The sequence below is a fragment of the Methylophaga sp. UBA3192 genome, assembly GCA_002363955.1.
Lineage (GTDB): Bacteria > Pseudomonadota > Gammaproteobacteria > Nitrosococcales > Methylophagaceae > Methylophaga.
The window spans coordinates 38286-59394 of the sequence record DEXE01000009.1; the positions used below are offsets into that span (position 1 = coordinate 38286).

A 21109-nucleotide genomic window follows, 5' to 3' on the forward strand; every position below is an offset into this window, starting at 1 on the left:
TTATTTTTCAGGGTGTCGAGCTGATGATTCGCAGCTGTTTAAAGCGAGAGTAAACCAGTGGCGATGAAAATGCCAAGAGCAGTTAGAAGTGTTTTAAAATGCAGGGGAACAGACCCGCTTTTCCCCTGCTAATAATAACTAGATTTTAACGAGAATCTCACCCATACCAATGCCACCGAGATCACCCGCATAACGCTGCACCCTGGAAAAACTCTCCACCTTGGCAAATTGGCTGTCCAGCTTTTTAAACGACGCAAACATCAGGGGTAAAAATGCCAGCGTGTGCGATCCACAATCATTGAAATTGGCGGTAATGCCATGCTGTGGCATTTTGGGCAGCAATATTGTGCCCCGTTTCATCGCATATCCCAGATGTTTGCCGACCTCACCGAGCACTGCAATAGTGCCGGATATCATTCGTGAACCACAGTAATCACCAGCATTGCCTTCAATCAGAATCATGCCACGGCGCATATGATCACCGGTACGTGCGCCGGTATTTCCGGTGACGATAATAATACCGCCGGTCATCCCGTTTTTATAACCGCTGCGTGCTGCGCCAACAAAATCACCTGCGTTACCGTTAATTTTGATTTGGCCACCTTTCATTTCACAGCCGGTATAAATAAATGTGTTTCCGGTAATTTCTATATTTCCGCCTGTCATAAACTGGCCCAGATAGGCACCGGCATCGCCCTCAATAGTGATGCGTCCATGAGTCATCGCATGACCGATATGATCCAGTTTGGCAGAACTGTTCTCAAAGCGGATATCATTGACATCATCGCCGCTGATATCAAACAGCTGATCAACCGGTAACGTTAAACGTCCACTGACCAGTTCCATCGCAGCAATATCGGCTACATCTTTACCCGCCAGTTTATCCGGCGTTAATCGGGAGCAATCGACACGTTGTGCCAAATCCATTTTGAGTTTAAGAGTCAGTGCTTTCATGCCATGATCTCCTGCAAATGAAAGTGGAATGGGCCGAGTTTGCCACCATAATTACCAGCACTGATTCGGCGAATACCGTTTTCAGCGCCTAAATCACATGCCGCCTGAATGCCGACCCGCATGGCTTTATCAATATCTTCTTTGCTCAGACCATCAATAACGATTTCCATCACCGATTCGACTTCCGGCGAACATTCGGATTTAGTCTGACCTTTTAACGTTGGACAGAAGGCATCATTGGTTGACGCATTAAGTGCTTTGTACTTTGAACCGACTTTCGATCCACTGCGAACGACGCCTCCGGGAAACGGCATAATGATATTCGGTAACTGTTTCATCGCCTTAACTGCTGCTTCGCAGGCCGCCAAGGCCTGAGGCTGAGATTCCGCCAGAATCAGGAAGTTACCCCCTCCAACAGAAGAAACCACACCGGTGTTTTCCTGGGTAAGGAATTCCCCATCCATTACTGGAATGCGCCAGTAACGTTTACCATCAATCATTTTGGATATTTGATAACCATCACCAAAGAAACGCAGGTTTTTACCCAGGGCAATTTCTTTCCCATCTTCACCTTCAATACCCGAAAATAAAGCAGATGTTGGGGAAGTAAGTACACACTGACCAGCACGGGTTTCAACCTGTTTGGCTAATCCTTTGCCACCCATAGCAAAAATCAGACAGGCCACACCGGGACGACCATCAGGGGTTTCAGAAGGCTCTAATGTTCTTTCAATCGAAGCTTCACAACCGCAGGCAATAACCGAGGTTGCAAAACCAGTGAAGGCAGTTGCTGAATGCATCGCCCATTCAAGATTCTGAGCAGTAATAATGATTCGCGTGCCTTTCATCGGAAAGGCTTCGGCAAAGGTTTTATCAATGCTGACGCCATTGATGATCATAGTCTGCCTCCCTTATGCAGCGGCTGAATGGTTAAGCTACCACGACCATCATCGACGATTTCGTCATTACTGATTTTGAAGTTGCTCATTTTCAAAGTGTGGAATTTATCAAAATATTCCTGTAACGGTTTTTCGATACTCACATCATATTCCGGTTTAACCACATGTGTGGTGCCCCAGGTAATTTTGATGACCTGGCCTTGACGCACCACCATTTCCCCATCTTTAAAGACATAATCCGGTTTTTCGAACATCTTCTCACGATCACTGTTATCGGTGTAAACAGTGATATCCGCTGCCGCGCCAATTCCCAAATGTCCACGATCTGCCAGACCAACGAGTTTGGCTGCACCTGCCCGGGTCATGATGGCAATTTCATACAACGAATATTCACGATCCAACGACGCCAGATGGGTGGCTTTCTGTGCTTCCGGATGCAAAGTAGAGAGCATGTCGTTACGGAAAGACTTATCCATCAATAACTTAATCAGATGCGGATAGCTGGTAAACGGTGCACCATTCGGATGATCGGTGGTCAGGAAAATCCGCCAGGGATCATCGACCATCAGGAAGGTTTCCAGACCAATCATCCATTGCAACGCGTTTACATAACTTTGATCTTTATATTTAAACGGTACTACACCGCAACCGGCTTCACATTCGATATCCATACACACCCATTTATTAGGATGTGCATGTGGTGCTCCGGCAAACTGACGCATATTGTCGCCCGATGCCGTCACCGTCTGGCCGAACAGGATCTGCCCGACATCCACAGTAATATTTTTATGTTTATTAATCGCTTCAGCGATTTCAGCTGCGCCGGATGAGAATTTAAAATCACCTTCGGTGCCGTAGCTGTGGAACTGAATATGCGTCAAATGCATCGGCAAACCTTCAGCGCCCTGAATGGTATCCAGCGTCGTTTGCATATTCCCGGGTACGCCCAGATTACAACCATGCACATGTAACGGGTGCGGCACACCGATTTCTTTTACTGCTGTAGACAGCCGGTGCAGGATATCGCGCGGTGTCACCCCATAAAAATCGTTCTTTTCATCCAAATCAAGTTTGCGCTGATTAAATTTAAAAGCACTGATACCACCAGGATTAACTACTTTGAGGCCGACTGCCTGTGCATGATTAATGGTCCAGGCAACATAATTGTTAATCGCTTCCTGATCCGAGTTGGCGGCCATCATCCGCAGCAGAAAATCATCACTGCCGAGCATCACGTAACCACCTTTATCAATAATCGGTGTGTCATGCATTTCCATATGGGCCTGGCGTGCATTAATCGGTAATACGGCTGGCTCAAACCCGGCGGTATAACCCATTTCTGCGTATCGGTAGCCCGTCGTTAACGTGCTGGGTGCCGCGTGACCAGTTCCTGACCGTAACAACTCCGTCCGTTCATAAACTGCTTGAGCATGATCTTCCGGCAACATGGTTCGGGCAATATTGACCTTCCCGCCACCAATATGGGTATGCATATCAATGGCACCGGCCATAATGACTTTGCCACGCACATCGATTTCTTCATCAACCCGACCATCTGTCGGTTTTTCGACAATACGCCCATCGCGGATATAGATATCCCGTACCACATCATTTTGATCGTGTGCCGGGTCAAAAATACGTCCGCCTGTTAATTTTAAAAGCATCTTTATCTCCGTTTACAGGGCCTGTTCGACCGCACTGAGTACTTCAAACACGCTGGGTAAGCCGCTGTCACGTAATTTTCTTAAAGGAACTGAAACAACACTGTCGGTACGAAAGGTCCGGCCTTCGTGATCGATACCGGGCACACCAACCGGAATATAGACTTCCGGTTCCGTTTCAAACTGCATACCGCTTCGTCCAAGCACAATCGTGGTGGCTGACGTTTTGGGTGGCGTAACGGTGGTGTTAAAGCTGGAAACCCAGATAACAACATCACTCTCACCTTCAGCAAGAATGCGTCGACCGTCATTTAAAAACGGGTCGTAATCTGGAAAGCGACGATTGAAGGTGGTTCGCATCGGATATCCACTTTGCCAGGAAGCTACGGCATTCACAGTGGTATCACCTTCTTTACCGCCTAATGGCAAGCCATTGCTGCGGGTGGTAGCGTTAATTTCCTTGATCAGTTCACAGACGTTTTGAATGGTGGCCTCAGCATGATCAAAATCCAGTTGGCCAGCTGACCAGGTCACTACCGAATATTTAGCGGCCATTAGTCTGTCGGCCAAGGTTTGTAATTCACTGACGGCCACTCCAGCAACGGCTTCTGCCTGAACCGGTTTACCTTTCAGCAAAGCGCGCAATACCGAAACCACTTCCGGTAAGTCAGCATTATCGCAGCCGATAACCTGAGCCTTTTTACCTTTTGGCGAAGTGGAGGCATCTCCACTTGGTTTCTTGCCTAAATAGATAACTTCACGCGACTCAATATCCTGGCCGAACATGCTCTCTTTGTTCCAGATCATTCGTTCAAAAAAGCGTGGGAATGTGGATTCGACATCCGTTCCTACAACCAGTAACAGATCGACCCGGTTTCTTACTTCGGTAAGCGTGGTCGTCATATAGCCGGTGTCCTGTAATACCAGGATATTGCGAAAGGCGGCTGGAGAATAAAAACTATCAATCGTGGCGCCGCTTTTATCAGCCAGTGCCATGGCAGAACGCGCACCGTTTAAGTCCGTACCCAAACCTGCGATTAACGGTTGTTTGCTGTTAATGAGTAAATCAGCAATATGGGAAACAGCCTGATCCAGAGTGACTTCTTTGCCTTGAATGCGGGGTTGTAAATCGGATATCGGCGTTTCAAAACCCGGACGAGTGACAGCATCACCATTTTCCAGCACTTTAATGTTGTTACCGCTGACTTGAATTGTCAGATCATCGGATGCTATACCACAAAATGGACTGGCAACTTCATGCCAAACGGTTGCCGTGCTGTTTTCTGTCATATCGCTGTCCTCGATAAATCTCACATAAATAAACTGGGGCCGTTATAACCTGCTTCAAGTCCAGGCGTTCAGCCGCAATATTGAAAAGCATTAACCATGTTTTGCGCGTAATAAAAGCGAATCAATATTGTTGTCACGTAACTGTTTCTGTAAGGCATCGGCTTTATCACGACCGATGACTGGTCCAACCTGAACACGGTGCCAGGTATCAGTATTATCTATTGTCACAGTTTGCACTTTTGATTCAATACCTAAAAAGGCTAACCTGGCCCGAAAACCATCCGCATCATCAAGCTTTTTAAATGAACCGACCTGAATCATATAGCTGACTGCATCAACGGCGGGCTCCGCAGCGGCTTGCTGGGTTTGTTCTGCAGTTTGTGCAGATGGCTGAGGGGCCTCAGCGACCTCTTCAGGTGGAGAAGAGACGATTGGTTTTTGCGGCTGATTGGCAATAGTTCTGGGTTTTTCAACCACCACTTCCGTTTCAGGCAATAAGGTATAAAAATCAAAAGTGGGCTCCACAGCTGATTTTTTTTGCTGTTGTTGCGTGGTTTTTGCCTGTTGCTGATCCGCTGGAACATTATCTTTCAGATGTAATAAAAACATCACAAAAGCACCTACCGCGAAACTGATTAACATAGGTCCCCAAGGCATACTTCCGCCCTGCTTTGGAGACTGTTTACGGGTATTTCTTCTGGCTGCCACAAAAACCTCTTACATCGTTTGTGGCGCTGAGACGCCCATTAAACCCAAACCATTAGCAATAACCTGTCTGACAGCAGTGATCAGTGTTAAACGCGCCTGACTGACATTGATATCTTCTGTCATAAACTGATGGGCGTTGTAATACGTATGGAAATCACGGGCCAAATCCATCAGAAAATGCGCCAGCAGATGTGGCGTGTAAGTTACTGCGGACAGTTCAACTACTTCCGGATAACGTGAAAGCATAGTCAGCAACGCTTGTTCGTGATCTTCGGTTAATAAAGACAAGTTCTGCAACCCGGCCTGTTCATCCCAGTTCAGTTGTCTTTCAGCTAATTGACGGAACACACTGCAAATCCGTGCATGCGCATATTGCACGTAATATACCGGATTATCATTACTTTGTGATTTCGCCAGCTCCAGATCAAAATCCATATGCTGATCAGCCCCACGCAGCACATAAAAGAAACGGGCAGCATCCTTACCAACTTCATCACGCAGTTCCCGTAGCGTGACAAATTCACCACTGCGAGTCGACATACCGACCTTTTCCTTGCCACGATACAAAACGGCAAACTGCACCAATAAAACACTTAGTTTGCTGACATCCTGATGTAACGCCGTCATTGCCGCTTTAACACGTGGAATATAGCCATGATGATCGGCACCCCAGATATCAATAACCTGCTCAAAACCACGCTGAAATTTATTCAGATGGTAGGCAACATCAGAAGCAAAATAGGTTGCCTGACCATTATCCCGCACCACAACGCGATCTTTTTCATCGCCAAACTCTGTGGACTTGAACCACCAGGCCCCATCCTGCTGATAGAGCACATCAGCTGCTTTTAATTGCTCGATTGCCTCATCAACCACGCCCGATTCAACCAGTGATCGCTCGGAAAACCACTCATCATATTCGGCGCCAAATTCAGCCAAATCATTACGAATATCATCCAGAATGGCATTTAAACCTAAATCAAATAATTCACGGTACAGCTCAGCACCAAGTAATTTTTTGGCCTGTTGTGTCAGGCCATCAATATGCAATTCTTTGTCACCACCTTGCGGTTCGTCTGTGGGCACGCCATCAAATACCACTGCAGCTGGGTGTAATAGTGCATCGGCATGCTGATTTTTAAGGGTCTCAGCAATGTCAAAAACATATTCACCACGATAACCATTACTGGGAAAAATAAACTGTTCACCACATTTTTCCAGATATCTCAGCCAGACACTGGTGGCCAGAATGTCCATCTGACGGCCAGCATCGTTAACATAATATTCGCGATGTACATCATAACCTACCGCTTTAAGCAGACTGCTGACGACTGAACCATACGCAGCACCACGACCATGACCAACATGCAAAGGACCTGTCGGGTTGGCAGAGACAAATTCCACTTGAACTTTCTGGCCCTTACCGTAATCACTCAAACCGAACTGACCGGCTTTTTTCAATACCTCAGCAACCACTTCCAGTCTGGCATTTGCTGATAAAGTGAAGTTAATAAAACCGGGGCCAGCAATATCGACTTTATCAATCATCTCATGCTGCGGCAAAGCATCAACAATTAAAGTCGCTATCTGACGTGGATTCATTTTGGCCGGTTTGGCCAATACCATGGCAATATTGCTGGCAAAGTCACCATGGCTGCGATCTTTGGTTCGTTCCAACTTAACATCAACCGAGGAAATATCTGCAGGGAGGCTTTGTTGTGAAATCAGCGAAGCTAACGTGCTTTCGATAATTGTTTTCAATTGGTCTTTCAAGGTAATGAAGTCCAGATAACAGAAATGTGATGGCGAATTTTAACCGATCAGGCTGGTGGATGACACTATCCTTAGGTTCAGATTAACTCCGTAGGATCGATGTCTATCGACCAGCGACCTTTTCGCGCCAGTTTAAGCTTACTGATGGAATTGATATGTTGATCAATTAATCGATGCAGAGCAGCACGATCTGCGGATCGCATCAGTAGTTGTGCACGATATCGTCCTGCACGCTTTTCCATTAAAGCGGGAACCGGTCCCAGAATCAGTACTGACGAAGTTGTGTGATGTAATAATTCAGAAATCTGTTGCAATAATTGCATAGCCAGATCCGCTTCTTTGCTTTCAGCACGCCAAACCGCCCAAAAACCATGAGGCGGTAATTGCATCTCCATCCGCTCTGCTAATAAATTTTCGGCTATGGTTTCATAACCGTGTTGTAACAGTTTTTTCCAAAACGGATGTTCCGGCTGTTCGGTTTGAATCAAGACTTCCCCGGCTTTTTTGCCACGTCCAGCTCTTCCCGTCACCTGAGTGATCAATTGTGCAAGATTTTCGGTCGCCCTAAAGTCGGCACTGAACAATGCCTGATCAGCATCTACCACCCCTACCAGGGTTACATCATGGAAATCATGGCCTTTAGCTAACATCTGGGTACCAACCAGAATCGCGGCCTGCCCCTGATTAATCTGTTTAACCATATCGGCAAACGCATTCACCCGCTGGGTGCTATCCCGATCAATTCGCATGACAGGCACATCTTTAAAAATCGTTGTCAGAGCCTGTTCGACTTTTTCAGTGCCAATGCCATAACTTTTCAGTTCCGTGTTACCACATTCCGGACAACTTTTTGGCAACGTTTGTATCAATCCACAATGGTGACAGAAAAGACGGTTTTGCTGTTGATGTACCACCATTTTTGCATCACAACTCCGGCAATTAGCCTGCCAGTTACATTGGTGACACATCAGTACCGGAGCAAATCCACGACGATTGATAAACAGTAAAACCTGATGATTTTGCTCAATATGTTTTTCGATGGATTTTAACAATCCTGTACTTAAGCCATTGTTATCAATAGCACTATTTGCGGCTATCAGTTTCACTTTGGGTAAGGTGGCCCCACCGGCTCGTTGCGTTAACTTAAGCAGCTGATAACGTCTCTGATTTACTTGATATAAGGTTTCCAATGAGGGTGTTGCACTACCCAGCACAACAGGAATATTCAGTCTTTTAGCACGCATTAATGCCACATTTCTGGCGTGATAGCGTAATCCATCCTGTTGTTTATAGGAACTGTCATGTTCCTCGTCAATGATGATCAACCCCGGATTAAGCATTGGCGTAAAAACAGCTGAACGGGTACCGATAATAATATCTGCTTTTGCTGCTCTGGCCAGTAACCAGGCTTGTTTCCGATCGTTATCTGAAACGGAAGAATTTATGACTACAATATTTGCCGTTAATGATTGACGGAAACGTTCAACAAATTGCGTGGTTAATCCAATTTCCGGAATTAATACTAATATCTGTTGCTGGTTTTCAATGAGCTCCCGACAGATTTCAATATAAACTTCTGTTTTGCCACTTCCGGTTATTCCCTGTAGCAAAAAAGTGGAAAATTTATCCCTGGCCTTCAGTATTGTTTCAACAGATTGTTTTTGTTCATCATTTAGCAATACCCCCTGCTGTATTTGTAAACAAGGTAGTGGTAATGCAACTTGTTGGCTGGCAATAATCGATTCTTGTTTTTGCAGGGCAGTCAAGCTGCTTTTTACATTTCCTAATTGAACCCGCAATGCCTTTTCACTGAGTCCTTCCGGATAATCTTCCAATAAATTCAGGATCTGCTGCTGCTTTTTGCCGGGTTTATTGTTTGGTCGTTGTTTTAAAGACCAAAATGTTTCGGTTTGCATCTCATCAGCATCACCAAGTCGTAATTGTTTTGGTAAAGCGGCTTGAAAGCATTCTCCAATGGGATGATGGTAGTAACGGCTTACCCATTGCACCAGCTGCATGACTTCTGTTGGCAAAAATGCCTGTTTATCGACTTGCTGATCAATTTTTTTTAGTTTACTGACTGAAGCTTCCGTTATGGGTTTTATCGCAATGACAATTCCAATCAGTGGTCTACTGCCAAAAGTGACAGCTGTACGCATACCGGTTTGCCAGCTCTCTGCAGGATCATCACTTAGATAATCAAATGTCTGACGTAATGGACAGGATAAGGCGATTTCGACGATGCAGCTCATTAATCAATACTAAATAAATAAAAGAGATCTTTTTAATGATGTTAATGCTTTAGTCCTGTGTATAGCTGTATTAATCCAAAAAATACTTATTATTCATTGTGTTAAATAATGGTTGGGTTGTGCATAACTTTAAGCTTGCGGGATGGATCTCCTGTGTATAACTTTGCGACTTATCCACAGAGAATTTTATCCACAGCTTATGATCTGTTTTATAAGCAAAGCATACCGTAGTTGTTAAGCTTGTTTTACCAGATTATCAATAGGGGGATCGGCTTGGCTGGTTTTAAAAAATGCTGTGGCTTTTACAGCTTGCTGACAGAGCCGCCTGAGTTGAGATATGGCTTGCAATTCTTTTTCCATGCGAGCAATAGAAAGTCTTCCTTCTGCACCACGTCTTAACAATAATGATTTTAATGAAAGATACGTTTTTTCGAGGGTATCGAGCTGATTGGATAAATCTGGACCGGGTTTATCCAGGGTGGCGATATCAAGCAACATTAAACAGTCCACATTGAAATATGCCAGTTGTTGTTGTAATTCAGCCGCAATAGGATGATTGGATAAAGCACGATTTTCAGCAATACCAACCGTAAGTGAGGAAATAGCGTCACAGTATTGGGAAACACGTATCAAATCAGCTGTTTTTTCTGCGATCTGCTCATTAATATGTTGCTGGTAGAGTAGCCGACTGAATTCCCCTATTTTTAAAACATTTTGTTCAGTGAAACTGTGTTGCTGTTTTAACCAGCTCACAGGCCGATTTTTATGAATACAATGCGTCGCCATTTTTATTACATGCTGATTTAATCGAATTAATTCAAGACGGATTGAAGTAAGTGCCAGGTTCGGAATTTTTAACGTCGTTTTATCAAGATATTTCGTTTCGGCAATACTTTGATCAACACCGGAAAACTTGGTTTTCAGCCAGTTTTCCAAAGGGGCTGCCAGCTTCCAGATAAGTGCAACTCCTAATACATTAAAGACCGTGTGAAATAAGACTAATGTGGTGGTGAACTGCACATCGTCAACTATTAATTGCTGAAACCAGTGGATCAGCCATATTAACGGCACCAACAAAATTAGACTGACAATGGCCGTTAAAAGATTAAAAATGACATGGCTGGCAACGATACGCTTGGCTACTGGCTGACTACCGATAACTGAAAAAATGGACGTTGTGGTGGATCCCAAATTACTGCCGATGACAATTGCAGCTGCAGGTAATAAACCAATTATTCCACCAGCGAGCGAGGTTAACGCCAAGGTTAAGGTGAGGCTGGATGATTGCAGTAGCGTTGTCAGGAGCAACCCAGCTAACGCAAACAATATTATATCAACGACTAATAAGCCACTGGAAAAATGCAAATCAAACAAGCTGTCGGCACCACTGAAAGTGGCTTTTAAAGCGGCTATTCCTAAAAATAGCAGGCCAAAACCGGTTAATGCCAAACCGATATTGGCATAACCACGATTACTACCTAATAAGCGCATCGCCATACCGATACCAATTAACGGTAAGGCAAATTTTTCAATATTCAGGTTGAAACCAACCAAGACAACTAACCAGCCCGTGACCGTGGTGCCGACATTACTGCCAAACACAATCCACATTGCTCTTCTCAGGCTGATAATGCCGGCATTGGCAAAACCAATTGTGGCCAGAGTGACGGCACCTGAGTGTTGAATAATAGCCGTGAGCAGGAAACCCGCACTGAGGCCGCGTAGACGAGTGTTGGTCCAGTTTTGCAGGATTTGATTGAGCTTATCCCCGGCAATTTGTTTGAGTCCGTCAGTCATCAACCACATGCCTAACATAAACAAACCCAAGCCACCGATTAGCGATCCCAGCATATTCAACATGTAACACCTACCAGATTCCTGAAGCATTGAATTGATGATACCGGATAAAATTTCAGCGATGCTATGCTATGCAAAGTAAATCAATGAGGTGTGAGATGAAAACGGCGTTTGTAGTAGCAATGGATGAACAGGGGTTAATTGGACGCGACAATGATCTGCCATGGCGACTGTCAGCGGATCTGCAATATTTTCGCCGTATTACTATGGGTAAACCCATTTTAATGGGCCGTAAAACCCACGAGTCGATCGGCCGAGCCTTACCTGGTCGGCAAAATATTGTGGTGAGTTCGTTAGCTGATTATCAGGTTGAAGGATGTGATGTCGTCAATTCGATTGAAGCCGCATTAAAGCTTGCCGCAGATGCGGATGAAATAATGGTGATCGGTGGATCGTCATTGTTTGAGCAGATGTTCGATAACGTCGATAAACTTTATCTCACAAGAGTTCATGCTGAATTGGAAGGCGATACCTGGTTTCCTGAATGGGATAAAACTCAGTGGCAGTTAATCAGCCAGGAATCGCACCCGGCAGATGAAAAAAATGATTATGCCTATAGTTTTGAGGTTTACCAGCGCGTTTAATTCGGCGGCGACATCAGCTGTATAGCAGTATGCAGATGTTCAGAGGCTTCATGACCCAAATCGGTCAGATATCCACCATCAGCCTGTGTAATTAAACCGTTATTAAATAATTGTTGCGCCGCTTCAACCAGACCTTCACGCGCTGTTGAATGATGAATTTTTATACCTTGCAGCGTATTGCTGGGATCAAATTGTAATAAGACTTCGATCTGGTCAATTTTTTGCTGTTGCATATCCGGCTCCATTACCAATTTATGTTCAGTCTACGCCTAAATTACTCAGCGGTGGATGATTTAATAAATTAAAAAACTGGTCAGCCGGGACAGGTCTGCTGAATAAATAACCCTGCATAAAGTCACACCCCTTGTTTTTTAATGCTTGCAGATGTTCTGTTGTTTCAACACCTTCCGCCAGCGTTTTCAAACCCAGTGATCGGGCAAGAGTGATAACGGCATCAACAATGGCTTCATCATCTTCATCTATCAGCATGTCAAACACAAAACTCTGATCAATTTTGAGTTTATTAATAGGGAATTTTTTCAGGTAATTCAAAGAAGAATAGCCGGTACCGAAATCATCCAGTGATAACCGAATACCAGCATCTGCAAGGGATCTGAGTTGTTTAATAGTCAGATCAATATTGATCATAGCGACCGATTCGGTGATTTCCAGCTCCAGGTTATCTGCTGCCAGCTGATGTTCATGAAGAATGGCATTTATCATGTTAACCAGCAAAGGATTATTGAATTGCACGGCAGACAGGTTTATCGCCACTAATAAATCCTCATGTCCGGCTTCAACCCATTGTTTACATTGCGCAATTGCCGTGTGCAAAATCCACTGTCCTATTGGATTAATCATGCCTGTTTCTTCTGCAATAGGAATAAACTCCATTGGCGAAATCATTCCAAACTCCGGGTGATCCCAGCGTAACAAGGCTTCTGCACCGGTAATTTTGTTTTGCTTGATATCCACTAAAGGTTGATAAACCAAAGACAGTTCATTACGGGCCAGTGCAAATCGCAAGGCATGCTCCAGTTCCAGTTTATACACAATCTGTGAATGCATCTCAGCGGTGAAAAACTGATATTGATTGCGTCCGGCCTGTTTTGCCCGATACATGGCTGTGTCTGCATGTTTATTGAGGCTTTCTGCATCTTTTCCGTTATCCGGATAAACACTGATACCTATCGAAACAGTAACAAACAGCTGGTTACCTTCAATTTCAAAAGGTGCGGTGATATTTTCCACTAACTTCTGGGCCACATGTCCGGCTCCATCAGCATCGGTGTCAGGCAATAAAATAATAAACTCATCGCCCCCGGTCCGGCATACGGTATCCTGTTCCCGCATTTGTTCGATAAGTCTTCCGGCCACTTTTATCAGTAAACTGTCACCTATCGCATGACCGAGACTGTCATTGATAAATTTAAACCGATCCAGATCCAGATACAGTAACGCCAGTTTTTGCTGATGACGCTCTGCTGAAATCAACGTCTGGTGAATGCGATCCTTGAGTAAGGCCCGATTAGGTAAACTGGTCAAGACATCGTGATGTGCCAGGAAATTTATTTTCTGTTCCGCTTCCCGGTACTTGCTGATATCCGACATGATGGCAACATAATTTTGCAGCTGCTCCTGCTCGTTATCAACACGGCTAATGGATAACCATTGCGGATAGATTTCACCATTCTTGCGACGGTTTTGTACTTCACCAGACCAGAAACCCTGTTGTTCAAGCTGATTCCACAACAGTTCGTAAAAGTATTTATCATGGTAACCAGAGCTGAGGATGGATGGGTTTTTACCGGTGACGTCTTCCAGAGAATACCCGGTCATAATGGTGAACGCCGGGTTCACAGTAACGATGAGATTGTTTTCATCGGTAATGATGATGCCTTCATTGCTGTTTTCAAACACTAAACTGGCCAGACGTAATTCCTTTTCAGCTTCGTATTGCCGACTGATATCACGACTGATGCCAAGCACACCTATCGTTTCACCGGTTTCATTCTTAAGCGGGGTTTTCAGGGTTTCAAACAATACCTCTCGCCCATCTGCTCCGTATTTACGTTCTTCATAAAATTGGCTGGTGTCGTGCTGCAAGGTGAGTTGATCACTGTGACGATAATTACGGGCTTCTTTCTCCGGGTAAAAGTCAAAATCTGTTTTTCCAATAATTTCCGATTCATTCGTCCCCAGGAAATTTATCACTGCCTGATTACAACGGATATATTTACCCTGTTCGTCCTTACAGAAAATTAAATCGGGTGATGAGTCAATAATACTTCTCAGCAAAACACGCTCTTGATTCAGATGGGTCTGAACTTGTTTGCGGAGGGTGATATCTTCAGTAATGGCTATACAGACGGTTTTTTCATCGTAGATGGCGGTTTGCAAATCCACATGGACTTCATAACGGCTGCCATTTTTACGATAGTGATAGGTTTCAAAATTCAGGCGTTGTGTTTCGCCGTTTATCAAGGGTGAAATTAAGGCTTCAAACGTTACCCGGTTATAGTCTTTATTCAGATCGATAGGCGTCATTTCCTGCAATTCTTCCATACTGAACCCCAGATTGGATTTAGCACCATGGTTTACTTGAATAAATTTGAATGTCTGGGCATCAAAGACATATATTTCATTTAACGAGCGTTCAAGAATTTCACCAAATAACGCATTTTGTTCAGCGGTTTGTTTTTGTTCACTGATATTCAGCACTACTCCGACGATTTGCACTTTTTGTGTCTGAGCATTTTTTACTGCAGAAAGATGATCCTCAACCGTAATGTAATGACCATCTCGATGACGAAAACGAAATTGATTACTGACTGGTTTATCCGTTTGTAAAGCCGCCAGCAAAGTACGCTTAACGCCATTGATATCATCAGGATGAACACTTTGTTGCCAGGCTTGGGGCTGGCTCAACCAGTATTCGGCAGGATAACCGGAATAACTGATGACGGATTCACTGACATAGCTCAGATGAAATTCTCTGTGGCTGGCTTCATTGACGTCCAGAATGTAAGTAACACTGGGGCTTATGGTCAGCAAGTTTTTCAGAAAATCGACGGATTGACGTAGCTCCTGACGCAGTTGGTACTGGTTGGTCACATTGGTAAAAACCAGTATCACCCCAAGAATTTCGGTCTGACGATCATGATCAACACGGATCGGTGCTGCACTATCAGAGATATGATATCGCGTACCATTTCGGGCAACCAGAACGGTATGATTGGCTAATTCGACGACTTCACCACTTTTGATGACCAGGTCTACCGGGTTGGTCATCTTTTCGCCGGTTTCCGCCTGATAAATATCAAATACTTCAGGTAATGGTTGTCCGATGGCATCCTTTTCATGCCAGGCCGTCAATTCACTGGCCACTCGATTCATTCGTGTAATATTACCGATAGCATCCGTGACAATAACCGCATCACCAATGGATTCCAGTGTAATTCGCAAACGCTGCTCGTTCTCAGTCAGAATACTGATGTGTGACTGTAGTTGTTGGGCGGCATCAACTAATGTCTGAGCGACTTGCGTCTGTTCAGTATTCCCTTTAAGGGGATTGATCAGATTAAATTGTTGATCCTGAATCTGTTCGGTCAGTTGTTTTAATGCCTGTAATGGTCTTATAACAAGCTTGCGAATAGTGACCATCAGAATGATGTGTGCCAGCACAATCAACAATAACAAAGGAATAATGGCATTGATGGTTTCTGCCCTGGCTTTTTCCAGCTTGCTTTCAATGGAATTTTGTAACACCAGTATCCATTGCTGTTCCGCTTCAAATAATGGTAACACCAGGTTCAGCAAGTTTTTTTTATCGTTGTCGAACTCGAAGATTTTTTTGGTAGTACGTGCCAGTTCAATATATGGCAACAATTGTTCGTCGAGCACTTTTTCAGCCGGTTGGTTTTGCCAGATAAAGTGTGTGGCGGATTGAATCTGATTATTCTGATCGATTAACACAGCCAGCTGGGCGTCGGCACGTAATGAAAATCTTGCCACATTGCTTCGGGCTTGCTGATAGTCATCGTTAGCAATGGCATATTCAAGGCTATGGCCTAATTGTAAAGCGGTTTCATGAAGCTGGGTTTTTGAGGTTTCTTTTATATCAGACAGACGGTGACGATATTCATTAACAGAATAAAAAAACAAAAGCCCCAGAAACAAAAAGGTAACGGTTAGAGGCAGCCAAAAAGTAAGCCGGTATGTTTGGATTGCAGACATGATTAATCCATACTTTCATAAAGCAGCTGTTGACTATCAACAGCATTATTTAATAAACCTGCCTCAGTCATGAGCCCACTCATCGATTCAATAATATTTTCAAGCTGATGGCTGAAAATATATTGTTGATGCTCGCGTTCTGGCAAAATCACTTTTTTGGTAAAAGTGATCCAGCTCTTCGTTTGAAACACCCAACCGCGGAGCCATTCTGGTTAATGCATCTTGCTGATTATCCGTCATATATTGACGAGCTTGCCAATACCCGTTCAGTAGCTGTTGAATGCTTTTGCGTTGCTGATTTACTGCTGAGTCACGGGTCAGCAGAACATCGACAATTTCACCGGGTAGCTGACTGCTATCAAGCAGATTAATGTAGCCCTGTTGTTGAAGCTGATAGGCAACAGGGTCAAAGCTGATAACAGCTTCAACCTGGTGATTACTCAACATCAAAAAATGTTGATTGATAGTCGATGGAACAATGATGACCTCATTACTTTGCAACTGAGCCACTCGCAAAACCTGTGACAGCATATAGGCTCCAACGCCACTTTGTTCGACCGCAATACGTTTATTTTTGAGTTCTGCCAGAGAGGTTATTCCGGGCTCAACGATCAGTTTGTCTGCCCCGTTCGAGATATTAAAGATCAGCACGATTTTAAGGTCTGAGTGAGTTTCAGCCATTCGCAGGGCTTCATCCAGCGTAACGGCTATTGCATCCAGCTGGCCCTGCCGAAAGGCATGCAAAACTTCCGTGCTGGAGGCTAATTCCTTGAGTTGGATTTGCGCGTTATCGTAATACCCCAGATCGCGAGCCAGGTAGAGTATCTCGTAGCCCGCCCACGGAATGGTCCCAACACGCAATGGCTTATCCGTTTGCGAACTACAGGCAACCAGGCTGACTATAAGTAACAGCAAATAAAAAATCCGTTTACCCATGGTGCATGACCTATTCCCCCTCAGTATGGGTCAGCTAAACGATAGCATAGAACACGCATAAAATAGTATTTGCTAATATTTCATTAAAATGAGAGAAAACCATGGTTTTTCAAATACCTGCGTTTACAATTCAGCAATGATAAGAGTAAGCTGTAACTAAAGACTTTTATACAGGAGTAACAAAATGGAAATTCCTGGTATCACCCCTTTTAGCGGTCAGCCCACACTGACTAATCCGTTATCTTCGGAAAATGTATTGGTCGGGCGGCAGACCCCGGTACAGCAAAACAGTGAAACTGCCTCGACTACGGTAGTGCAGGAGCAAGAGCCAGCCAGTTTGCAGACGGTTGCCGTTGTCAATGAAGCGACACAAAATGAAGCAACGGGCTTTGATCCGGAAAATCCGGGCGGTACGATTGATATTACAGTTTGAGGTTTTAGATGGCAGAACCAAAAATCACTCAAGATCCGCTCTATCAACTGTTGCGCGATGGAAAAATAGAAGAATTTAATCACCGTATTGCCAAGGGAGAGACGGTTGATTTAACCAGCTGTGATTTTCGACATCTTAATTTGCAGGGCTTAATTGCCAGCGGCCTCGATTTCAGTAACAGTTATTTCCGTCAGGCCGATTTACGCGGTATTGATTTCAGTCAATGCATCAGTCTTCGTGGAGCCAGTATTCATGGCGCTAAAATCTCGGGAGTATATTTCCCTACCCCATTAACAGCAGAAGAAATTTCCCTTTCATTGCAGCATGGCACCAGAATGCGCTACACAGACTAGGGCTTGTTGATCTTTCATAGTCACCACTGCTGGGACTATGAAAGATCAACAAGCCCTAATCCGCTATTTCTGATTTCTCTCTGTTTTTTGGAATAAACCGCGAAACCTGTAACCCCAGTTCAAATAACAACCAGATTGGAACCGCTAACAATGTTTGTGAAATCACATCTGGAGGGGTAAGTAACATGCCAATCACAAAAGCGCCGACAATCACATAAGGCCTTTTTTGTGAAAGACTTTCTCGAGTGGAGATCCCTGTCCAAATCAACAGTAACGTGGCGATTGGCACTTCAAATGCCAGACCAAAAGCAAAAAATAACTTCAAAACAAAATCCAGATAACTGCTGATATCTGTCATCACTGCAACACCTTCAGGCGCTGCCTGTGTCAAAAAGCCAAACACCAGCGGAAAGACGACAAAATAAGCGAACAATATGCCCAGAATAAACAGTAGCGTACTGGCAAACATCAGTGGAAAAACCAGCCGTCTTTCATGTTGATACAAGCCGGGAGCAATAAAGGCCCATAATTGATAAAGCAAAACAGGCATCGCCAGCATAATCGCGGCGGTCAGTGTTAATTTAAATGGGGTCAGGAAGGGTGAAGCCACTTCTGTGGCAATCATGGAACTGGTTTCTGGCAGATGTTCAAGCAAGGGCGCAGATAAAATAAGATATAAGTCATTGGCGAAGGGTAACAGGCAGACGGCAATGATTAATACGGCAAGGATAGCTCTGAGCAACCGATCCCGAAGCTCAACCAGATGAGAAATCAGTGGTTGTTGTTCACTATTTTCCATCGTCAGCCTGCTTTTTTTCCGCTGAATTATCTTCAGCGTTATCCGAGGGATTCGATTCAGGTTTTACCGGTTCATCAATATCAATGATTTCATTCAGATCGGGTAAATCATCGGGTTTTTTAAAGGCCTGCTTGATTTCTTCGGCTCGAAGTTCTTTGGCAATATCATTTTTGACCGCTTGAAGTGAAGCATTGGCTCGGCCAATCCACAAGCCACAGACACGAACCACTCTTGGCAGTTTTTCCGGGCCAATTACTATTAATGCCACAACGGCAATAATTAACAGTTCCCAAAAACCAATATCAAACACGGTGATTAGCGTTTGGTGTTGTCGTGTTCTTCATGTTGCTGTTGATGCTGCTCGGTCTCGTTGTCATGCTTCAGATTGCCAGCTTCATCTTTTTTTTCATCTTCGCCTTCACGTACCGAGGATTTAAAGCTGCGAATAGCACTACCGAGGTCACCACCCAGGGAGCGCAGTTTTTTAGTGCCGAAAAGCAAAATGACAATGACCAGAACAATCAATAATTGCCATACACTGATTCCACCAAATCCCATGACGCGCTCCTAATGAAAACCAGGCAGATTGTTACCGCCCAGCAAATGAATGTGTAAATGATCGACTTCCTGACCACCGCCGGGACCGGTATTGATAATGGTACGAAAACCGGTCTCCAGACCTTGTGATTTTGCCAGCGCTGGCAGTTTGAGAAACATATGAGCAATTAGGCTGCTATGACTTTCATCAAGATGATCCAACCGTGCGATGTGCTGTTTAGGAATCACTAACAGATGAACGGTGGCTTTCGGATTAATATCCTTGAACACAAAAATCAGCTCATCTTCATAGACTTTTGAAGAGGGAATCTCACCGGCAATAATTTTGCAGAAAATACAGTCGGTCATTTTTTGCTCCTGCTGGCTTTTTCTTCATGACCTGATAAACCAAAACGACGATCCAGCTCGGTTAAAAGGGCATCGATATCAATATCATTATGCGCCAGTAACACCATAGAGTGAAACCAAAGGTCAGCAGTTTCGTAGATGATTTGCTCTCGATCACCCGCTTTTCCGGCGATAACCGTTTCAGTGGCTTCTTCGCCTAGTTTTTTCAGAATTTTGTCGGTGCCGGCTGCATACAGGCTGGCGACATATGAACTGTCGGCATCAGCAGTTTTACGTTCATTCAGCACTGCCATCAGTTTATGCAAGGTATCACGCATTAATAAATCTCATCCGGATTTTTCAGAACCGGCTCAGTAGTTTGCCACTCACCGTTCTGCAGTTCTAGGAAGAAACAATGATGACGTCCAGTATGACAGGCAATGCCACCAATCTGTTCAACTTCAAGCAAAATAGCATCCTGATCACAATCAATACGTATCGACTTAATAAGTTGCTGATGACCGGACTGTTCCCCTTTATGCCACAGTTTTTGTCGCGAACGTGACCAGTAAACAGCATGACCGGTTTCAGCTGTCAGCTGTAATGACTGACGGTTCATCCAGGCTAAAGTAAGTACTTGCTTAGTCGAAAACTCTTGTGTGATAACAGGCGCCAAGCCATCACTGCCCCAGTTTACCTGATCCAGCCATGAGCTCATAAACGCACCTCTATGCCCTGCTCTGCCATTTGTTGTTTTGCTTCACCGACGGTATGTTCACCGAAATGAAAAATGCTGGCGGCCAGAACCGCATCCGCATGTCCCAACTTGATACCATCCGTCAGATCCTGCAGTTTACCCACACCACCGGAAGCAATAACCGGCACCACAACGGCATCGCTGACGGCCCGGGTGAGTTCCAAATCAAAACCGGATTTTGTGCCATCGCGATCCATGCTGGTGAGTAAAATTTCACCCGCGCCTAATTTAACCATTTTTTTGGCCCATTCGACGGCATCAATACCTGTTGGCTGTCGACCACCATGGGTAAATATTTCCCATCTCGGTGTTTCCCCGTCAGCCGATACACGTTTGGCATCAATGGCCACGACTATACATTGTGATCCAAATTTCTCAGCCGCTTCGCGAACAAAATCAGGGTTGCTGACGGCGGCTGAATTAATGCCGACTTTATCTGCACCGGCATTCAGCATACGACGAATATCCGCTACTGTTCTAATGCCACCTCCAACGGTAAGTGGAATAAACACCTGGCTGGCAACGGCTTTGACCACGTCTTCCATGGTGTCACGGTTATGGTGAGTAGCCGTAATATCCAGAAAAGTCAGTTCATCTGCACCCTGTTCATCGTAACGCTTGGCAATTTCTACCGGATCACCGGCATCACGGATATCGACAAATTGCACACCTTTTACGACGCGGCCGGCATCGACATCAAGACAGGGGATAATACGTTTTGCCAAAGCCATA

Annotated in this window: 21 protein-coding genes; 3 read left to right on the forward strand and 18 right to left on the reverse strand. The window is 44.7% G+C overall.

Annotation, left to right across the window (positions count from 1 at the left end):
- Positions 1 to 138 precede the first annotated feature (138 nt).
- From B2337_RS14240 to B2337_RS14275, 8 genes are all read right to left on the reverse strand, one after another.
- Positions 139 to 954: a formylmethanofuran dehydrogenase subunit C gene (locus tag B2337_RS14240; protein WP_292414615.1), complete on the reverse strand. Its 816-nt coding sequence runs from the start codon at positions 952 to 954 to the stop codon at positions 139 to 141.
- Positions 951 to 1853: a formylmethanofuran--tetrahydromethanopterin N-formyltransferase gene (gene fhcD / locus B2337_RS14245; protein ID WP_292358588.1), complete on the reverse strand. Its 903-nt coding sequence runs from the start codon at positions 1851 to 1853 to the stop codon at positions 951 to 953. Before fhcD ends, B2337_RS14240 begins: the two co-directional genes overlap by 4 nt.
- Entirely contained in the window at positions 1850 to 3517 is a 1668-nt protein-coding gene (locus tag B2337_RS14250; RefSeq protein ID WP_292361127.1) for a formylmethanofuran dehydrogenase subunit A, read from the reverse strand. Before B2337_RS14250 ends, fhcD begins: the two co-directional genes overlap by 4 nt.
- Positions 3518 to 3529: 12 nt before the next feature.
- Complete coding sequence (locus B2337_RS14255) at positions 3530 to 4804, reverse strand: formylmethanofuran dehydrogenase subunit B (RefSeq protein WP_292414616.1); 1275 nt, start codon at positions 4802 to 4804, stop codon at positions 3530 to 3532.
- Between the two features lie 90 nt (positions 4805 to 4894).
- The gene (locus B2337_RS14260; protein WP_292361123.1) at positions 4895 to 5512 is read right to left on the reverse strand and encodes an SPOR domain-containing protein; all 618 of its coding nucleotides are present in this window, start codon (positions 5510 to 5512) and stop codon (positions 4895 to 4897) included.
- Positions 5513 to 5521: 9 nt separating this feature from the next.
- Complete coding sequence (gene argS / locus B2337_RS14265) at positions 5522 to 7285, reverse strand: arginine--tRNA ligase (RefSeq protein WP_292414617.1); 1764 nt, start codon at positions 7283 to 7285, stop codon at positions 5522 to 5524.
- 77 nt (positions 7286 to 7362) lie between these two features.
- Positions 7363 to 9537: a primosomal protein N' gene (locus B2337_RS14270; RefSeq protein WP_292414618.1), complete on the reverse strand. Its 2175-nt coding sequence runs from the start codon at positions 9535 to 9537 to the stop codon at positions 7363 to 7365.
- 234 nt (positions 9538 to 9771) lie between these two features.
- A complete protein-coding gene (locus B2337_RS14275) occupies positions 9772 to 11397 on the reverse strand; it encodes a Na/Pi cotransporter family protein (protein WP_292414619.1) in 1626 nt (541 codons plus the stop codon).
- A 95-nt stretch (positions 11398 to 11492) separates the two neighbouring features.
- Between B2337_RS14275 and folA the strand changes: the two genes are divergently transcribed.
- Positions 11493 to 11978, forward strand: coding sequence for a type 3 dihydrofolate reductase (gene folA / locus B2337_RS14280; protein ID WP_292414621.1), 486 nt, complete (start codon positions 11493 to 11495; stop codon positions 11976 to 11978).
- On the opposite strand, the gene B2337_RS14285 is transcribed toward folA, so the two are convergent.
- The 3 genes from B2337_RS14285 to B2337_RS14295 all read right to left on the reverse strand — a co-directional run bounded on the left by B2337_RS14285 (position 11975) and on the right by B2337_RS14295 (position 17150).
- Positions 11975 to 12211: a TIGR02647 family protein gene (locus B2337_RS14285; RefSeq protein WP_292361113.1), complete on the reverse strand. Its 237-nt coding sequence runs from the start codon at positions 12209 to 12211 to the stop codon at positions 11975 to 11977. The genes folA and B2337_RS14285 overlap by 4 nt on opposite strands.
- Before the next feature lie 25 nt (positions 12212 to 12236).
- On the reverse strand, positions 12237 to 16214 hold the full coding sequence (locus B2337_RS14290) for a sensor domain-containing protein (protein ID WP_292361111.1): 3978 nt from the start codon (positions 16212 to 16214) through the stop codon (positions 12237 to 12239).
- A gap of 99 nt (positions 16215 to 16313) precedes the next feature.
- Positions 16314 to 17150, reverse strand: coding sequence for an ABC transporter substrate-binding protein (locus B2337_RS14295; RefSeq protein WP_292414622.1), 837 nt, complete (start codon positions 17148 to 17150; stop codon positions 16314 to 16316).
- Positions 17151 to 17334: 184 nt separating this feature from the next.
- Between B2337_RS14295 and B2337_RS14300 the strand changes: the two genes are divergently transcribed.
- Together B2337_RS14300 and B2337_RS14305 are read left to right on the forward strand one after the other, a co-directional pair.
- Positions 17335 to 17583, forward strand: coding sequence for a hypothetical protein (locus B2337_RS14300; protein WP_292361107.1), 249 nt, complete (start codon positions 17335 to 17337; stop codon positions 17581 to 17583).
- An 8-nt stretch (positions 17584 to 17591) separates the two neighbouring features.
- Positions 17592 to 17936, forward strand: coding sequence for a pentapeptide repeat-containing protein (locus tag B2337_RS14305; RefSeq protein WP_292361105.1), 345 nt, complete (start codon positions 17592 to 17594; stop codon positions 17934 to 17936).
- Between the two features lie 55 nt (positions 17937 to 17991).
- Here the strand turns inward: B2337_RS14305 and tatC are convergent, their stop codons facing one another.
- Genes tatC through hisF form a run of 7 tightly spaced genes read right to left on the reverse strand, consistent with a single transcriptional unit; the run spans position 17992 to position 21108 of the window.
- A complete protein-coding gene (gene tatC, locus B2337_RS14310) occupies positions 17992 to 18735 on the reverse strand; it encodes a twin-arginine translocase subunit TatC (protein ID WP_292361103.1) in 744 nt (247 codons plus the stop codon).
- Positions 18725 to 19045, reverse strand: coding sequence for a Sec-independent protein translocase protein TatB (gene tatB / locus B2337_RS14315; RefSeq protein WP_292361101.1), 321 nt, complete (start codon positions 19043 to 19045; stop codon positions 18725 to 18727). The genes tatC and tatB overlap by 11 nt, the downstream gene beginning before the upstream one ends.
- A 5-nt stretch (positions 19046 to 19050) precedes the next feature.
- The gene (gene tatA / locus B2337_RS14320) at positions 19051 to 19293 is read right to left on the reverse strand and encodes a twin-arginine translocase TatA/TatE family subunit (protein WP_292361099.1); all 243 of its coding nucleotides are present in this window, start codon (positions 19291 to 19293) and stop codon (positions 19051 to 19053) included.
- 9 nt (positions 19294 to 19302) lie between these two features.
- A complete protein-coding gene (locus tag B2337_RS14325; protein WP_292361097.1) occupies positions 19303 to 19641 on the reverse strand; it encodes a histidine triad nucleotide-binding protein in 339 nt (112 codons plus the stop codon).
- Positions 19638 to 19958, reverse strand: a complete 321-nt coding sequence (locus tag B2337_RS14330; RefSeq protein WP_292361096.1) for a phosphoribosyl-ATP diphosphatase — start codon at positions 19956 to 19958, stop codon at positions 19638 to 19640. The genes B2337_RS14325 and B2337_RS14330 overlap by 4 nt, the downstream gene beginning before the upstream one ends.
- On the reverse strand, positions 19958 to 20338 hold the full coding sequence (gene hisI / locus B2337_RS14335; protein ID WP_292361094.1) for a phosphoribosyl-AMP cyclohydrolase: 381 nt from the start codon (positions 20336 to 20338) through the stop codon (positions 19958 to 19960). Before hisI ends, B2337_RS14330 begins: the two co-directional genes overlap by 1 nt.
- Positions 20335 to 21108, reverse strand: coding sequence for an imidazole glycerol phosphate synthase subunit HisF (gene hisF, locus B2337_RS14340; RefSeq protein ID WP_292361092.1), 774 nt, complete (start codon positions 21106 to 21108; stop codon positions 20335 to 20337). The genes hisI and hisF overlap by 4 nt, the downstream gene beginning before the upstream one ends.
- Between the last annotated feature and the right edge of the window lies 1 nt (position 21109).

What these genes read in the sequence shown, in the direction of transcription:
- B2337_RS14240 (WP_292414615.1), bottom strand. Translation starts at nt 954, where the DNA reads ATGAAAGCACTGACTCTTAAACTCAAAATGGATTTGGCACAACGTGTC.
- fhcD (WP_292358588.1), bottom strand. Translation starts at nt 1,853, where the DNA reads ATGATCATCAATGGCGTCAGCATTGATAAAACCTTTGCCGAAGCCTTT.
- B2337_RS14250 (WP_292361127.1), bottom strand. Translation starts at nt 3,517, where the DNA reads ATGCTTTTAAAATTAACAGGCGGACGTATTTTTGACCCGGCACACGAT.
- B2337_RS14255 (WP_292414616.1), bottom strand. Translation starts at nt 4,804, where the DNA reads ATGACAGAAAACAGCACGGCAACCGTTTGGCATGAAGTTGCCAGTCCA.
- B2337_RS14270 (WP_292414618.1), bottom strand. Translation starts at nt 9,537, where the DNA reads ATGAGCTGCATCGTCGAAATCGCCTTATCCTGTCCATTACGTCAGACA.
- B2337_RS14275 (WP_292414619.1), bottom strand. Translation starts at nt 11,397, where the DNA reads ATGTTGAATATGCTGGGATCGCTAATCGGTGGCTTGGGTTTGTTTATG.
- folA (WP_292414621.1), top strand. Translation starts at nt 11,493, where the DNA reads ATGAAAACGGCGTTTGTAGTAGCAATGGATGAACAGGGGTTAATTGGA.
- B2337_RS14285 (WP_292361113.1), bottom strand. Translation starts at nt 12,211, where the DNA reads ATGCAACAGCAAAAAATTGACCAGATCGAAGTCTTATTACAATTTGAT.
- B2337_RS14290 (WP_292361111.1), bottom strand. Translation starts at nt 16,214, where the DNA reads ATGTCTGCAATCCAAACATACCGGCTTACTTTTTGGCTGCCTCTAACC.
- B2337_RS14295 (WP_292414622.1), bottom strand. Translation starts at nt 17,150, where the DNA reads ATGGGTAAACGGATTTTTTATTTGCTGTTACTTATAGTCAGCCTGGTT.
- B2337_RS14300 (WP_292361107.1), top strand. Translation starts at nt 17,335, where the DNA reads ATGGAAATTCCTGGTATCACCCCTTTTAGCGGTCAGCCCACACTGACT.
- B2337_RS14305 (WP_292361105.1), top strand. Translation starts at nt 17,592, where the DNA reads ATGGCAGAACCAAAAATCACTCAAGATCCGCTCTATCAACTGTTGCGC.
- tatC (WP_292361103.1), bottom strand. Translation starts at nt 18,735, where the DNA reads ATGGAAAATAGTGAACAACAACCACTGATTTCTCATCTGGTTGAGCTT.
- tatA (WP_292361099.1), bottom strand. Translation starts at nt 19,293, where the DNA reads ATGGGATTTGGTGGAATCAGTGTATGGCAATTATTGATTGTTCTGGTC.
- B2337_RS14325 (WP_292361097.1), bottom strand. Translation starts at nt 19,641, where the DNA reads ATGACCGACTGTATTTTCTGCAAAATTATTGCCGGTGAGATTCCCTCT.
- B2337_RS14330 (WP_292361096.1), bottom strand. Translation starts at nt 19,958, where the DNA reads ATGCGTGATACCTTGCATAAACTGATGGCAGTGCTGAATGAACGTAAA.
- hisI (WP_292361094.1), bottom strand. Translation starts at nt 20,338, where the DNA reads ATGAGCTCATGGCTGGATCAGGTAAACTGGGGCAGTGATGGCTTGGCG.
- hisF (WP_292361092.1), bottom strand. Translation starts at nt 21,108, where the DNA reads ATGGCTTTGGCAAAACGTATTATCCCCTGTCTTGATGTCGATGCCGGC.